We start from the raw sequence: 14,049 nt of genomic DNA on the forward strand, positions 1-14,049 counted from the left end.
ATCCTCAGAACAGATCGCTGCGTGATTTCAGCAGGGTTTCAACGTCTTTATCGACCTTAATGTGGATCTCATGTTCGATTTTGACATTCATATTGATGGTAATCGGCTCCTTCGGCGCGGCGACTTCAATGCGCGGCGTACAGCCGGTCAGTAGCGCGGCAACGGCAACGGTGAGCACACCAGCCATCTTTTTCATTGTTGTTCCTCACTTTCCTTGCCAGTCGAACTGCGGATACCAGGTATTGCCGCGTGTTGCTCAAACCAGGTTTGCAGGTTGTCTCCAAAACGCAGGCTGCGCCAGAGGGTAAAGACATTCTCTTCATGGGTATAGTTCAGATTAACGTAGCTGCTTTTACCCTCTACCCGGCTGGTTCCCTTAAGGGTCGCCTGCATGGTTAATTCACCCAGATTATCTAAATTGATTCTTGTCCACGAGCGAGAAATTTCCATATAGCGCAGCCAGTTAATTGCGGCGCCCGCCACCATATTATCTTTTACGATGGCGTCCGCCGTGTCTTTATCGATACGCAGCGTCATCGGGCCGGGGTTGGTCAGCCAGCCATCTTTGATGATCCATTTTTCATTGTCCAGCCAGAACGGCAGCGCCCCGCTCACCGGGCCAGACATCGCAAACTGCTTCGGATTAACAGCGCTGATCAGCTCGCTGGAGGAGATATTGTCTACCCGCAACAGCGCCGGATCGTGTTGCGGCATCCTCAACTGCTGCATGGTGATTTTTCCGCCGAGGGTTTCCACCTTCACATTGGTGAGCAGAAGCGGGTTCGCCTCACTCCAGGGGTAGTCACCCTGCAGATCCGCCGTAATATTCCGCGCGGTCACCAGGTTTACCACCTCGCCAATCCGCAAGGTTACTGGGCCGCGCGTTCCCAGCGACCAGGTGCCCTCACTAAACCGGAACGGCAGGACAAAGTCGACGCCGTTGATCTGGTTGTCTGGCATCCATGCGCTACCGGCTTTCAGTACGCCGTGACCGCCCGCCTCAAAGCCCTGACCCGCGGCGGCCGAGAAGGCCACCTGCGCATACAGTTCGCCGTCACGCAGCGTCATTTTCCAGTCTGGCGGGATCAACGGCTGGAACACGGTGAGCGATTGTTTCGGCCACCAGGCCTGCCCGCGAAGGCGTTCCCCGTCCCAGCGTCCGTTAACCTGTACCGGTCCGATAGCATCAGCATGCAGATCGCCCTTGAACTGGAACAGTGTCGGGTCTGTTCCGTCTACGCTGAAGGTCAGCACCGACGGCGGCAATACGCTGCCGCCGCTGAAACGGGTTTGCCCGGCATTCAGCGACAGCGCTCCGCTGAACGTCGGCTTGTCAGGATCGCGGTACCAGCGCACCGGGTTATCCAGCACCAGACGGGGTTTACTGACCTCCATGGCACCGTACTTGAGCTGGTCAAAACCGGTTGAAAGCGCGGTCAGCTCAATAAGTTTGTCGCGCCATTCGCCTTTTCCGGCAACATCCCAGCGCGCATTCATTGGGGTGAAGCCCCCTTTGCCCCAGTAGCGCCACTGCCACAAGCCGTTGTCGGGTAAAAAGTCACTGGCCTGGCCATCCAGATGCAGTTCAAAATCACCCATCTCGTTCTCGTGCGCCCGCAAAATGGCCTGCAGGCGTCCATCGACCCCCTTTTGGGTCAGCTTAACGCCCGCCAGCGGCCAGCGAATTTCATCAATATCCAGTGAATCGATAATGCGACCACGTGAGCGCAGCAGCGCGCCCGGCTCAAAGGAGAGCTGCGGTTCATACAGGCTTCCGGTCAGTTTTGCCGGCAGTCTGGCATAGAGCACCAGGTCGTTATGTTTCGCCTCGCCGCTCAGATGAAGCGGCATGTCGCTTTGTTCCATACTGAGCCTGCCCGGTCCGATATTCAGCACCGCGTTACCCTTCCCCGCATCCCCTTGAGTGAGCACATTCAGACGCCCGGTCAGGGTCGCTTTCTCAAGCCCCGCCTGCCAGTTATCGACACGAAGGCCAACGCGCCCGCTCAGCGGCATGCCGGAAAGGTTCCAGTTCCAGCGTCCGTCACTGATATTCAGCTGTTCCGCGGTTATTTGCCACGGCAGATCGAGCAGCGGATCGGGGTTATCCCGCGCCATGACCACCAGTTGCCCCTGATTGGCTTCCCAGTCGAGATCGGCATCGACCAGCGAGGTTAACTGTGGCACGTTAAAGGTCGCAACCGCATGGCCTTTAACCGGCACGCCGTCCGGCACCAGCGGCAGGGTGAATTGTCCCACCAGTTTTATCGGCTGTGGCTGGTCGGGAAGTTGTACATCGAACTGGGTGACAGAGAGGGTCTGACCGCGGAGCATCCCTTTAATACTGACCTGCTCACCTTTGTAGGCAATCTCCTGGCGCGCGGGCGTCAGCGACGCCTGAAGTTCTCCCTGCCACTGCTGCCAGGGCGAGAGCGTCAGACGATGGACAGTAAGCCAGGTATTCGGTAACACCGCCTGCCACTGCGCCAGCGTTTTGGGCGCGACCGTGGACGGTGCGGACTGGGGAATTTTATTGAGGCAAACGGAGTTCAGTTCGAGCGCGCCGACATCCAGTTTCCAGCGGCTGGGGTGCGACAGGGTCGCGTTATCGACTCGGGCAATTTCGCAGTCATCCACAAGATAGCGAAGATCGGGGATGATCAGGGCATGACGCGTGAGTCTGGGACTTTGTTCAAAGGCGATGCGTGTCCCGACAGGAAGCCAGATCCCGGCAAGGGTTGGTACCCACTGGGCAAGGGTCATCAGCAGCGTCAGCGGCACCAGAATGAACAGCAGTAAGAGCGCGATTGCGGCTTTGTATGTACCCCTCATGGGCAGTTAATATCCTGATTTAGCGAAAGAATTAAGCCGACAGTGCCGATCATTGTCGCATGTTTAGCCAGTCAGTTGAAGAGAATGCCAAATTTAAGGATAGATGCTCTGACCGTATGCGCTAAAAATTTTATTATACTTAACGTCAATAAGTCATCTTAAATTCAATGGGTTAGGCTGTATTTCAAGACGACCTTCAGCGTTGTAGCGTCAAAAGTTAGAATTTGTTGCGCGGCATTGCCAGCAGGTAAACCATCGCAAAAACCAGGGAACCCCAGTACACGGAGTCATACCGATAAGGATCAAAATCTATGTGCAAAAATCCATTCACAAACTCATGACCATTCGCAAAAATGTTTATCTGTACGGCAGCGACTGCAATCACGAGCAATGTATAAGCAATGAAGAGAGGGTATTTGCGGAGTCGGTTGATTTTTATCTTCCCCAGATACAGGAGGACAAAAATTGCAATAGATACAATAAAATAGCAAAAAGCGGGCCACATAGGTGGGTTTAGGGATAACTCAAGTTGTGGTGACATAATCAATTCTCTTTAGCAATCTGGTACATCTGCCATCCTGTAACGCTTCCACTTCGCCCACCTTCTGACACCTCCGCCCCAGGGTGCATCAAATCTATACTTAAGCAGGGGTGTAGATTGAATATCATAGAGTTAACGGGTAAAGATGCTCTAAAATAATTGATAGAACTTATTGAATTCAATAATATTTCAGAAATTGTAAGATAATTTTAATCATGCTAACGTGAATGCAAAATCACTGGAGAAAGTCTTATGAAACTCGCGGTATATAGCACAAAGCAGTACGACAAAAAGTATCTGCAACATGTTAACGAGGCTTACGGGTTTGAGCTTGAATTTTTCGACTTTCTGCTGTCCGAAAAAACCGCCAAAACGGCGCACGGCTGTGAAGGCGTTTGCATTTTTGTGAATGATGATGGCAGCCGTCCGGTGCTGGAAGAGTTGAAAAAACAGGGCGTGAAATATATCGCCCTGCGCTGCGCTGGTTTCAACAACGTAGATCTTGATGCCGCAAAAGAGCTGGGGCTGAAGGTGGTCCGCGTCCCGGCATATTCTCCGGAAGCGGTCGCGGAACATGCCATCGGTATGATGATGTCACTGAACCGTCGTATTCACCGTGCTTATCAACGTACCCGTGACGCCAACTTCTCTCTGGAAGGGCTGACCGGCTTTACCATGTACGGTAAAACCGCGGGCGTTATCGGTACCGGTAAGATTGGCGTTGCCGCCCTGCGCATTCTGAAAGGGTTTGGTATGCGTCTGCTGGCGTTTGATCCGTACCCAAGCGCTGCCGCGCTGGATCTGGGCGTGGAATATGTCGACCTGCCGACGCTGTTTTCACAGTCTGACGTTATCTCCCTGCACTGCCCGCTGACGCCGGAAAACTACCACCTGCTCAACCAGGCGGCGTTTGACCAGATGAAAGATGGCGTGATGATCATCAACACCAGCCGCGGCGGGTTGATTGATTCCCAGGCCGCTATTGAAGCGCTGAAGACCCAGAAGATTGGCGCGCTGGGGATGGACGTGTATGAGAATGAGCGCGATCTGTTCTTTGAAGACAAATCTAATGACGTGATCCAGGACGACGTATTCCGCCGTCTGTCTGCCTGCCATAACGTCCTGTTCACCGGACACCAGGCGTTTCTGACTGCCGAAGCGCTGATCAGCATTTCAGAAACCACGCTGGGGAACTTGCAGCAGCTGGAAAAGGGTGAAGAGTGCCCTAACGCTATCGTGTAAACCCGTGTGCCGGGTGCGGCTCTGCCCTGCCCGGCCAGCTACGCCCGGTCTGGTGTCCAGCTCCGGTGAGCAAAGCGCCACCAGAGCAGGACAGCCAGCAGCGCAATGGCGCTGAGCACACTAAAGGCCGTCGCAAAAGAGTAATGACCGGCAATGGTGCCGGTTAACGCCGGGCTCATTGCTGCCCCGACACCCTGCATCAGCATTACCACACTCTGCCCGGCATTCACGTGCCCACTCCCGCGCAACAGCACCACGATAAACGACGGCACGACAACGCCCAGGATCCCCGCGGCCAGACCATCAAGAATTTGTACCGGGATCATCATCAACGGGGCGTCTGTGGAGGCTGCCAGTGCCGCCCGAACGGGCATAATAAGCAGGGCCAGCATGATGAAACGCCAGTAACCGTAGCGCTCAATTCGGCCTGCCACCCCAATGGCGACGGGGATCATCACCGCCTGAGAAATGATGACGGTGGCCGCCGCAAATAATCCGGGATTGATGGTTGCCGGTGCCGCAGCAACCCTCATGCTCAGCATCGGCAGCAGTGCGGCATTGGCCAGATGGAACAGCAGCAGCGTCAGCCCGGTTATCAACAGCGCCCGGTTTTTAATCAGCACCGCGACGCCGGGGACTGGTTGACGGGCTGAAGAGGTCAGCCCCCGCGCCGCATCGTTATCGATATCTGTATGACGAATGGCAAGCAGCGCGCACAACGTCAGAAGCGTCGTACAGGTCATTAGCAGGAAAATGCCCCCGACGCCCCAGAACCAGGCAATGCCGCCTGCAATCACCGCCGTCAGGAAATTGCCGGCGTGGTTGAACGCCTCGTTCTTCCCCATCTGCGCGCTAAACCCGCTCGGGCCCGTCAGACCCAGCGTAATACCCGCAATCAGTGGCCCCACAAACGCCGCGCAGATACCGGTGATAATTTGCGAGACGGCGACGACGCCGCTCTGCTGACTAAACCAGAGCAGCAGCGTACTCAGCGTAATGGCGATACAAAGCAGTGCCAGAACCGAACGCTTATTGCGGGAGGTATCCGTAATAAATCCCGCCGGCAGCGTTGCCAGTAATCCCGCCAGCCCCCCGGCGGTCATCAGGATGCCGATATCATCCGGGGTCCAGTGACGTTCCGTCAGGAAGATGCCGAGAAAGGGCCCGAGGCCATCGCGAACATCAGCAATGAAAAAACTTGTCAGGCACAACGCCCGCAGTGAACGAAGAGACATAATTCCTGCCTTTTGCATATTGGCTGGCTCTGTTAGCGACGGCCTGTACGTTCGACGCCCTGTTAAAATCACGATGCAGTATACCGGAGCGTGTTGAAGCTAAAATGACCTCTCCACTCTTCTGCCGCGGCAAACTCTTTTTATAGAACTTCACGCTTTCCAGATACGCCCATTTATGGGAGTATTTAGGAATCGATTGTTTCCTAAATGATGAGCACAATGTCTGAGAAGCTACAGAACGCACGCGAGCGCGGACGTCCGCGGCAATTTGATCTCGATGCGGCCCTGGATCTGGCGATGCCGGTATTCAGAGAAAAGGGTTACCACAGCGCGTCGATAAGTGACCTGAGCGACGCGATGCAGCTCACTGCGGGCAGTATTTATAAAGCCTTTCACGATAAACGTGGCCTGTTTCTGCAGGTATTCTCACGTTATACCTCCCTGCGCAATCAATCGTTGCGCGAGCGTCTGGCGCGACAACCTGATGGCCGGGCCAAAATAGCCGAGCTGCTGAACTTTTATCTTGAATCGGCCAGCGCTGTCGAAGGGCGCCGCGGCTGCCTGGTGGTCGGCAGCACCCTTGAACTCAGCCAGTTTGACGGCGAAATTGCCGGGCTGGTGCAGAGCGCGCTTGCGCGAAATCAGCACGCGATCCTCCAGCTGATCGAACAGGGTATGCAGGACGGTTCAGTTAATTCTCGACACGACTCGCAGGCGTTGAGCGGCGTTTTGCTGTGCCTGGTCCTGGGCATGCGTGTGGCGGGCAAAGCCGGAGAATTACCGGCACGCGAACGGCTGGTAGAGACGGTGATGGCGCTACTCGCCTAAAAAATTTACTCATAAAGGAAATGATCATTTCCTAAATAGCTGGAGGTAGTCATGTCTGAGAATTCAATCCCCCTTCCGTGGTCGCAGCCTGTCGCGGACTTGCCCGGTTTTGCGCACTATTACTCAACGGTCGATGGGGTTCGTCTGCACTATGTCAGAGGCGGACAGACGCAAGGTGAAACAATCGTGCTGCTTGCAGGCTTCCCGCAAAGCGGGTTTGCCTGGCATAAGGTGATGGCTCTTTTAGCCGATCGTTACGATATCATCGCACTCGACCTCCCGGGCCAGGGCGACTCCGATAAGCCACAGTCTGGCTACGATACCCTTACGCTTGCCAGTTCGGTTTTTGGGCTGGTGCAGGCACTTGGGATCACAAGACATTACCTGGCCGCCCACGATGTAGGTGCATGGGTTGCCTGGCCGTATGCCCTGCGTTATGAACAGCAGGTAATCAAGCTGGCTCTGCTTGATGCCGGTATCCCGGGTATTACTTTGCCGGACGCCCTGCCCGCGACGCCAGAAAAAGCCTGGAAAACCTGGCACTTCGCGTTTCATCTTCTCCCCGACCTGCCGGAAGCCTTAATTAGCGGGCGTGAAGAGATTTACCTCGAATGGTTCCTGCGGCGAAAAACTGCCAGTCCGATGGCCTTTAGCGATGCGGATATCGCCCGGTATGTCCGCCTGATGCAGCAAAACGGGGCGCTGCGTGCCGGGCTGGCCCCTTACAGAGAAGCGGCGGTCTCCGCTGTTCAGAACCGGACGCTGGCTGAAACGCAAAAACTTCGGGTGCCGCTGCTGGCCGTCAGTGCCGATCAGGGTTCGATTGCCGATATGGCTGCCCCGCTTCGCCAGTTTGCAGAGACGGTGAGTGGCATTACGCTTGCTCATTGCGGTCATTTCATTCCCGATGAACAACCTCAGGCCCTGAGTGAGGCCCTGGCAGACTTCTTCCGTTAACAGGAAGCGCACGGTGTTGATCACTGCTGGCACCGTGCCCTGCTTCATCAACAAAGACAATTGCTGTCGCCATAAAATAAACCTCGCTCAAAATTTATTAAGGAGTTAATCTCGCAAAGAAAATAAGGGGGCATTATGAAAAACTTGATACTCAGTGTTATCGCAAAAATTTCCAAAATGGACGCTGAAGCTAAAGAGCTGGCGGCCAAAGTAGAAGCGCAGTCTTTGTTGATAGGCGCGTTGTTACTGACCATTGGTAAAAATGGCGGTATGAACGAAATGCTCGAGAATGTCAGAAAAGCGATCAACGCAGCGCTTGAAGCAGCAGATACGCCGCTCAAATCCGACGCTGAAATGTTACTGAACGAATTCAATAACCTGATTTTATTAACCCAGCTACTCGAAACTAATGACTCAGAGATAAGTATCGAATCATTAAAGGAAGCCCCAGGCGAAACGGCCTCAGATTGAAACCATTCCTTGAGGCTGGAGTTAAGTCTCCAGCTTCTCGTTAAACCCACGCCTTACGCGCAGCGCGCCACGGCCGTGTGAGCGTGATTAGACTTTGCCAGACAGAATATTCAACATCCGTCGCAAGGGTTCCGCAGCGCCCCACAACAGCTGATCGCCGACCGTCAGAACCGAGTAAATAGGGTCATTGTTAAGCGACATTTTCTTGTAACGGCCAATACCCACCTGCAGCGAACCGCTAATGTTAGCGGGAGTCAATTTACTGACACTGTCATCCTTATTATTGGGCACATAGTTAACCCATGGATGGGAATGCGTCACAAGCTCTGCAAATTCTTCTTCGCTGACTTCACGCTTGAGCTTCAAGGTTATTGCAGCACTATGGCAACGGATCACACCGACCCGAATACACAAGCCATTTACTGCAATCGTCCCCGGAGAAAGACCAAGGATTTTGTTCGTTTCTGCCTCACCCTTCCATTCTTCTCTGCTATTACCATCCCCTAAATCGCTGTCAATCCATGGAATAATACTGCCCATTAAAGGCGCGCCGAAATTCTGGATGGGCATGTTAGCACTGTTAATTAATTCACTCACTTTATTGACTAAAGGAAGCACTGAACCTGAGGATTCCAGCTCATCAGAAGATAAATGTTTACTGATATAAGCGCTTTGAGCAATTAATTCCCGGACATATTTAGCACCCGCTCCGGATGCAGACTGATAGGTCATCACACTCATCCATTCTATCAGGTCAGCTTTAATTAACCCTGACAGTCCCATAAGACTCAGCGTAATGGAACAGTTGCCCCCAACAAAAAGTTTAATTCCCTCTTTGATGGCACGATCGATATTTGTGCGGTTGACCGGGTCGAGAATAATGCAGGCTTTTTCATCCATCCGGAGCGCTGAGGCCGCGTCAATCCAGTAGCCTTGCCAGCCATGGCTAATCAACGCAGGATAAATTGCTTTGGTATAATTCCCGCCCTGACAGGTTATGATGATATCCATTTCGGCCAGGGCGCTAATAGAATTAGCATCTTTGAGTGTGTGGTTGACGCCACCAATGACGGGACCAGCGGCCCCTGCACTGGAAGTACTGTAAAAATGCGCGGAAATATTGTCGAAGTCGTTCTCTTCGACCATTCTTTGTAACAAAACAGAACCCACCATTCCTCGCCAACCAACAATACCAACCTGCTTCATTTGCTTAACCTTAATGACGTTATGAGAATGTTAATTTTTCAAAACATGTTATATCTCATCCCACATTAATGGTCATTACGAATTGCATCACATTCGGCCATTATTAAAATGTTTCATACGGCATCAGCAATTTTTATACCTTTTACACGGCATAATTAATAAAAATTGTGGGGAAGACATAATCAAACAAAAACCGGGCCTCACGCCCGGTTTTGTGGCTGATCTGAATCAGCGCTACGCACTCAACCCGCGATTCTCCAGCGTCGGTTCAATCCTCGGATCGCGGCCGCGCCAGTTCCGGTAAAGTTCAGCTCAATCACTACTATTGCCGCGCGACAGAATCGCCTCGCGGAATTTCTGCCCGTTATCGCGGGTTAAGTCGCCCTGCTCAACAAACCACTGATAGCCATCGTCTGCCAGCATTTGCGTCTATAGGTAATCCAGATTCAGTGTTTGATAATACAGGTCAACCTTTTTTATCTGTGGTAAACGTTACTATTACTTTTTTTTCATCTGCAATTTTACCAAGATTTTCTGGCGCTATTATTCTGCCAACGGGTGTGTATCCGTAGTTTGTCTGAAAGGTCTCATAAAAAAGTACCAGGGTACGATGGCCATATAACATGAGATCGCCCTGATTAATGGTTCCAGGTTTGACCTGGCGGGTCGGTAAGGGACGGGGCAGATCAGCAAATTTCTCGTTCCCGTTAAGTTCCTCCATCGTTAGAGTCAGGGGAAGCTGTTCAATAAATGCCTGTGCGGCTGGATTATTCTTAAGTTCAATGTAAAAAGTTTGCTGATTGATAGTCATTTTAATGGTCACGGCTTCTTCCTTGTCTGTCTGTAAAGAATTACTGGCACGAACCGGGAATAAAAAGCTCGTGATGATAATAAATAACAGGAATAATATTTTTTTCATCCAGATTCTCTCCCGAAAATGTGCTGCACATTTCAGGTGCAGCATCAATGATTATTTTAGATAAGCTTTTACAAAGAGGTCAATTTATCAAATGGGTTCAGATCCGTATGCTTATCTCCGGACTCTTCTCTTACTGGAAATTCTACACGATAGATGTATGCTGACTAGCTAATGATTGCTTAATGGGCTTATAAGCTATAGTTATGTTTTGTGAGTATTTCACCGATGAAACGTAATCTGAATGGCCTCCTTTATTCCATTACCGTCGCCCGCGAAGGGAGTTTAACCCGTGCGGAGGCTAAACCAGGGGGCGCAACCTGCTCTCAGCCAGGCAATATCGGCGCGGGAATAACGGCTGCAGCTCCTCCTGCTCATACGAACTACCCGTAACGTATCTCCAATTAATGAGCTGTACTCATAATCAATATAAATTTATACGCATTATCGAATTAATGCTCTACTGCTAAGATTATCCCTGTTCAGGAATGTGTCACTGAAGTCTGAAGAGATTGAACCTGATCTCAGTCTGATAGTGGTGACAACAGCCCATCTCCTATTCAGGAAGAGTAAAAATGACAGATAACATCATAGGCAAAGTAATTGTAATCACGGGCGCATCAAGCGGTATGGGTGAAGCGGCTGCACGTTATCTTGCTGAAAAAGGAGCAAAGGTTGTGATGGCAGCGCGGAGAATAGACCGCATTGAGGCCATTGCGAATGAGCTCCAAAAGCAGAATAAAGAAGCCATCGCCGTCGCAACCGATGTGACGAAACTTGATGACGTAAACAACCTCATTGAGACTGCGGTCAACAAATTCGGTCGTGTAGATGTTCTTATCAATAATGCCGGCCTGATGCCTCTTTCCCGACTTGAGCAGGGAAATGTAGATGAATGGAATCAGATGATTGATGTCAATCTGCGCGGGGTTCTACACGGTATTGCTGCGGTGCTGCCTTATATGAAATCACAAAAAACAGGTCATATCATTAACACCGCATCTGTTGCTGCACACCTTGTCTTCCAGAGTTCTGCTGTCTATTCGGCGACAAAATTTGCTGTTCGAGCATTAACCGACGGTTTGCGCCAGGAAATGGCGGCACATAACATTCGCGTCACGTTAGTCTCCCCCGGTGCTGTTAAAACAGAACTGCTGGAGCATATAACGGATAAAGATGTTAAGGCTGCAAACCAGGATTACGTTGAAAATATTGGCGTGCCAGCAGAAACCTTTGCACGCATGGTAGCCTTCGCAATTAATGAACCAGAAGATGTTGGTGTGAGTGAAATTATTTTCAGACCAACGGCTCAGGAATTGTAATTAGTTTAGTGGCGGCAACTGGAGAAAAACTAACAGGATTTAGGCTTTCAGATTCGGCATACCCCTATGCCTTTTCCTAAGCCTAAAAACACGATTTTTCCTGCACCTAACAGCGAGAAATGTCCGCTTCTGGCACAGAGCGGACATTTGAGCTTTGCCCTGCCCCGGACCTCTTGACTTAGCTTTGACATATGCTGTAACAGTAATATGGCTACGATTTTTGACCTCCACCAGTTAATCATTACTGGTGAAGGTGTAGTTAATGGTAATATGAGGTAGGGCATCGTAAATTTTAAAATTTCGCGCCCCTAAAGGCGTAAATAGATTTAGACAGCACTTTATAAATTTATTTTACTTGAAAGAGTGTTTGTAACGAAGTCATTACAGTGTTTTTGTATCTGCCATGCTTCTAGACTAATTATCGATTCATTAGCAGCGCTCGTTGGCAAGGACGATATATAGGCATCAATTTTATTTGCTTCAATAGGCATGTCGTTCCGCCATAAATTCCTTGCGCATAGAATAAAGTACAAACTCATAACATTTGTAGGCTCTATAATTCGATATATTTCACTTAGCCACTTTGCAGCATAACCAATATTATGTACGTCTTGATAACTCAACGAACCTAACGTAAATGCCTCATAAGATTTGCATACAAGCTTCAAAGCCATTTGATAATTTTCAAGAAGTAAATAGCACTTTCCTATATTCCCATAATGTGTGGCAAACGTAGTATCTTTCACGCCAGCGTCACCACCACCCAGCAGTACGATCGCCGTGGCGAAGCACGCCTGCGCACGGCCCGCGATCGTCTGAACCTGACCGGAATTCAGAATCTTAGTAAGCGCCTCGTTGAGGACGTAGAGTAAAATTTAATTTACAGGCAGGCTGACGTTCCAGGGCAACAGCTCTTTCACGCGGTTGGCAGGCCAGGTATTGATGACGCTGATCACGTGGCGCAGCCAGGCTTCCGGCTCTATGCCGTTGAGTTTGCAGCTTCCGATCAGGCTGTACATCACTGCTGCACTGTCGCCACCACTATCAGAGCCGAAGAACATGTAGTTACGGCGACCCAGCGCTACCACCCGGAGCGCGTTCTCGCACAGATTGTTGTCGATCTCCACCCAGCCATTGCGGCAGTATTCGTTCAGGGCATCCCACTGTTTCAGCAGGTACGCGAACGCCTTCGCCATATCTGAGTGACGCGACAGCATGCTCATCTGTTGCTGTACCCAGTCGTACAGCGACTGCATCAGTGGTACCGTTCTGGCTTTTCTGACCGCCAGCCGTTCTTCTGCCGGACTGCCGCGGATCTCCGATTCGATGGCGTACAGCGCCCCGATACGGTTCAGCGCCTCTGCTGTTACCGCCGTTGGATGGCGAACGTGAACATCGTGGATCTTACGGCGGGCATGTGCCATGCAGGCGGCTTCAGTTACCCGCCCACTTTCGTAGACAGGATTGTAACCTGCGTACGCATCGGCCTGCAGGATGCCGCTGTAGCCCGCCAGATGTCGCTGCGGGTGGATACCTTTGCGATCGGGGGAGTATGAGAACCACACTGCCGCTGGCATGCTTGAACCTGCGTTGCGATCATCCCGAACATAGACCCACAGCCGCCCGGTACGGGTTTTGCCGCTTCCCGGCTCCAGTACATTCACCGGCGTATCGTCGGCGTGCACTTTGCCCGGCATCAGCACATAGTGGTTCAGCTCGTCATACAGCGGACGAAGCTGCTCTCCCATGATGTCGACCCAGCGTCCCATCGTATTGCGGCTCAACTCCACGCCCTGCCGGGCATAGATTTCAGCCTGACGATACAGGGGAAGATGTTCCGCGAACTTTGCCATGATGATGCGGGCCAACAGACCCGGGCTGGCGTAACTACGCTCGATGGGTTTCGGTGGCAGTGGCGCCTGCACGATACAGTCACACCGACTGCAGGCCAGTTTTGGCCGGATCGTTTCGATGACTTTGAAGGCTGTGTTGATGATATCCAGTTGTTCGGAGAGACTTTCGCCCAGTGGTTTCAGCCTGCCGCTGCAGGCCGGGCACTCGGTTTCCTGTGGCTGGATAATCCTGCGTTCGCGGGGAAGTGTTGCCGGTAGGGGGTTACGACCCGGAGTGACCACGTTCTCCTGTCCCGTATCACCGGCCATTGAGGTCAGTTGCGACTGCACGGTACCGAGTTTATCCTGAAGCTCGGTTATCCGTTTTTCTGCCTGTTCGATCTTCTTTTCGATTTTCTCGCGGTTTTTCTCACTGCTTCGCCCGAACAACATTCTCTGCAGTTTAGCGACCAGCCCCCGAAGCGCATCGATCTCCCGGCCATATCCGGTTATCTCTCCAGACAGGCGCTGTATAAGCGCCCGCTGTGCAATCAGCAGGGCCTTAAGCTGTTCGATATCGTCGGGAAGCGAGTTATCCATTTCTCAACGTTATGAACGGGTTATATCCGAAGTCCAGGACGTTCTGTTCTTTGCGGATGTTTCCAGT

The 14,049-nt window shown here is 51.8% G+C and carries 13 protein-coding genes and 2 pseudogenes; 7 read left to right on the forward strand and 8 right to left on the reverse strand.

From position 1 onward, the window contains the following. Positions 1-4 precede the first annotated feature (4 nt). From AAIR21_RS04045 to AAIR21_RS04055, 3 genes are all read right to left on the reverse strand, one after another. A complete protein-coding gene (locus tag AAIR21_RS04045; protein WP_014169918.1) occupies positions 5-196 on the reverse strand; it encodes a YnbE family lipoprotein in 192 nt (63 codons plus the stop codon). Then, positions 193-2,832, reverse strand: a complete 2,640-nt coding sequence (locus AAIR21_RS04050) for a YdbH family protein (RefSeq protein WP_149376585.1) — start codon at positions 2,830-2,832, stop codon at positions 193-195. Before AAIR21_RS04050 ends, AAIR21_RS04045 begins: the two co-directional genes overlap by 4 nt. A gap of 217 nt (positions 2,833-3,049) precedes the next feature. Continuing rightward, on the reverse strand, positions 3,050-3,373 hold the full coding sequence (locus AAIR21_RS04055) for a hypothetical protein (RefSeq protein ID WP_020884249.1): 324 nt from the start codon (positions 3,371-3,373) through the stop codon (positions 3,050-3,052). 252 nt (positions 3,374-3,625) lie between these two features. Here AAIR21_RS04055 and AAIR21_RS04060 point away from each other — a divergent pair, with 252 nt between their 5' ends. Next, positions 3,626-4,615 (forward strand): 2-hydroxyacid dehydrogenase, encoded by a 990-nt coding sequence (locus AAIR21_RS04060; RefSeq protein WP_014169916.1) that lies wholly within the window; start codon positions 3,626-3,628, stop codon positions 4,613-4,615. 38 nt (positions 4,616-4,653) lie between these two features. Here the strand turns inward: AAIR21_RS04060 and AAIR21_RS04065 are convergent, their stop codons facing one another. Next, a complete protein-coding gene (locus tag AAIR21_RS04065; protein ID WP_183516393.1) occupies positions 4,654-5,850 on the reverse strand; it encodes an MFS transporter in 1,197 nt (398 codons plus the stop codon). A gap of 219 nt (positions 5,851-6,069) precedes the next feature. Here AAIR21_RS04065 and AAIR21_RS04070 point away from each other — a divergent pair, with 219 nt between their 5' ends. From AAIR21_RS04070 to iraP, 3 genes are all read left to right on the forward strand, one after another. Beyond that, entirely contained in the window at positions 6,070-6,678 is a 609-nt protein-coding gene (locus tag AAIR21_RS04070; RefSeq protein WP_279256883.1) for a TetR/AcrR family transcriptional regulator, read from the forward strand. A 51-nt stretch (positions 6,679-6,729) separates the two neighbouring features. Continuing rightward, positions 6,730-7,635: an alpha/beta fold hydrolase gene (locus tag AAIR21_RS04075; RefSeq protein WP_047955545.1), complete on the forward strand. Its 906-nt coding sequence runs from the start codon at positions 6,730-6,732 to the stop codon at positions 7,633-7,635. A 135-nt stretch (positions 7,636-7,770) separates the two neighbouring features. After that, the gene (gene iraP, locus AAIR21_RS04080) at positions 7,771-8,106 is read left to right on the forward strand and encodes an anti-adapter protein IraP (protein ID WP_014169912.1); all 336 of its coding nucleotides are present in this window, start codon (positions 7,771-7,773) and stop codon (positions 8,104-8,106) included. 87 nt (positions 8,107-8,193) lie between these two features. On the opposite strand, the gene asd is transcribed toward iraP, so the two are convergent. The 3 genes and pseudogenes from asd to AAIR21_RS04095 all read right to left on the reverse strand — a co-directional run bounded on the left by asd (position 8,194) and on the right by AAIR21_RS04095 (position 10,231). Then, positions 8,194-9,312, reverse strand: a complete 1,119-nt coding sequence (gene asd / locus AAIR21_RS04085) for an aspartate-semialdehyde dehydrogenase (protein ID WP_183516395.1) — start codon at positions 9,310-9,312, stop codon at positions 8,194-8,196. Positions 9,313-9,546: 234 nt separating this feature from the next. Continuing rightward, positions 9,547-9,741: pseudogene (locus AAIR21_RS04090) on the reverse strand (M3 family metallopeptidase); the annotation flags it as partial. 37 nt (positions 9,742-9,778) lie between these two features. Then, complete coding sequence (locus tag AAIR21_RS04095) at positions 9,779-10,231, reverse strand: cyclophilin-like fold protein (protein WP_032678070.1); 453 nt, start codon at positions 10,229-10,231, stop codon at positions 9,779-9,781. Between the two features lie 225 nt (positions 10,232-10,456). Here AAIR21_RS04095 and AAIR21_RS04100 point away from each other — a divergent pair. From AAIR21_RS04100 to AAIR21_RS04110, 3 genes and pseudogenes are all read left to right on the forward strand, one after another. Then, a pseudogene (locus tag AAIR21_RS04100) lies at positions 10,457-10,580 on the forward strand (LysR family transcriptional regulator); the annotation flags it as partial. A gap of 223 nt (positions 10,581-10,803) precedes the next feature. Continuing rightward, complete coding sequence (locus AAIR21_RS04105; protein WP_149376589.1) at positions 10,804-11,550, forward strand: SDR family oxidoreductase; 747 nt, start codon at positions 10,804-10,806, stop codon at positions 11,548-11,550. Between the two features lie 719 nt (positions 11,551-12,269). Then, the gene (locus tag AAIR21_RS04110) at positions 12,270-12,422 is read left to right on the forward strand and encodes a hypothetical protein (RefSeq protein ID WP_434680039.1); all 153 of its coding nucleotides are present in this window, start codon (positions 12,270-12,272) and stop codon (positions 12,420-12,422) included. Positions 12,423-12,425: 3 nt separating this feature from the next. Here the strand turns inward: AAIR21_RS04110 and tnpC are convergent, their stop codons facing one another. Beyond that, a complete protein-coding gene (tnpC, locus tag AAIR21_RS04115) occupies positions 12,426-13,982 on the reverse strand; it encodes an IS66 family transposase (RefSeq protein ID WP_434680028.1) in 1,557 nt (518 codons plus the stop codon). Positions 13,983-14,049: the final 67 nt, after the last annotated feature.

Source organism: Enterobacter sp. PTB, from assembly GCF_051130085.1.
Lineage (GTDB): Bacteria > Pseudomonadota > Gammaproteobacteria > Enterobacterales > Enterobacteriaceae > Enterobacter > Enterobacter ludwigii.

Coding starts and splice junctions, on each gene's coding strand:
- AAIR21_RS04070 (WP_279256883.1), top strand. CDS start 6,070: ATGTCTGAGAAGCTACAGAACGCACGCGAGCGCGGACGTCCGCGGCAA.
- AAIR21_RS04050 (WP_149376585.1), bottom strand. CDS start 2,832: ATGAGGGGTACATACAAAGCCGCAATCGCGCTCTTACTGCTGTTCATT.
- asd (WP_183516395.1), bottom strand. CDS start 9,312: ATGAAGCAGGTTGGTATTGTTGGTTGGCGAGGAATGGTGGGTTCTGTT.
- AAIR21_RS04095 (WP_032678070.1), bottom strand. CDS start 10,231: ATGAAAAAAATATTATTCCTGTTATTTATTATCATCACGAGCTTTTTA.
- AAIR21_RS04055 (WP_020884249.1), bottom strand. CDS start 3,373: ATGTCACCACAACTTGAGTTATCCCTAAACCCACCTATGTGGCCCGCT.
- iraP (WP_014169912.1), top strand. CDS start 7,771: ATGAAAAACTTGATACTCAGTGTTATCGCAAAAATTTCCAAAATGGAC.
- AAIR21_RS04110 (WP_434680039.1), top strand. CDS start 12,270: ATGTGTGGCAAACGTAGTATCTTTCACGCCAGCGTCACCACCACCCAG.
- AAIR21_RS04075 (WP_047955545.1), top strand. CDS start 6,730: ATGTCTGAGAATTCAATCCCCCTTCCGTGGTCGCAGCCTGTCGCGGAC.
- AAIR21_RS04060 (WP_014169916.1), top strand. CDS start 3,626: ATGAAACTCGCGGTATATAGCACAAAGCAGTACGACAAAAAGTATCTG.
- tnpC (WP_434680028.1), bottom strand. CDS start 13,982: ATGGATAACTCGCTTCCCGACGATATCGAACAGCTTAAGGCCCTGCTG.
- AAIR21_RS04105 (WP_149376589.1), top strand. CDS start 10,804: ATGACAGATAACATCATAGGCAAAGTAATTGTAATCACGGGCGCATCA.
- AAIR21_RS04065 (WP_183516393.1), bottom strand. CDS start 5,850: ATGTCTCTTCGTTCACTGCGGGCGTTGTGCCTGACAAGTTTTTTCATT.
- AAIR21_RS04045 (WP_014169918.1), bottom strand. CDS start 196: ATGAAAAAGATGGCTGGTGTGCTCACCGTTGCCGTTGCCGCGCTACTG.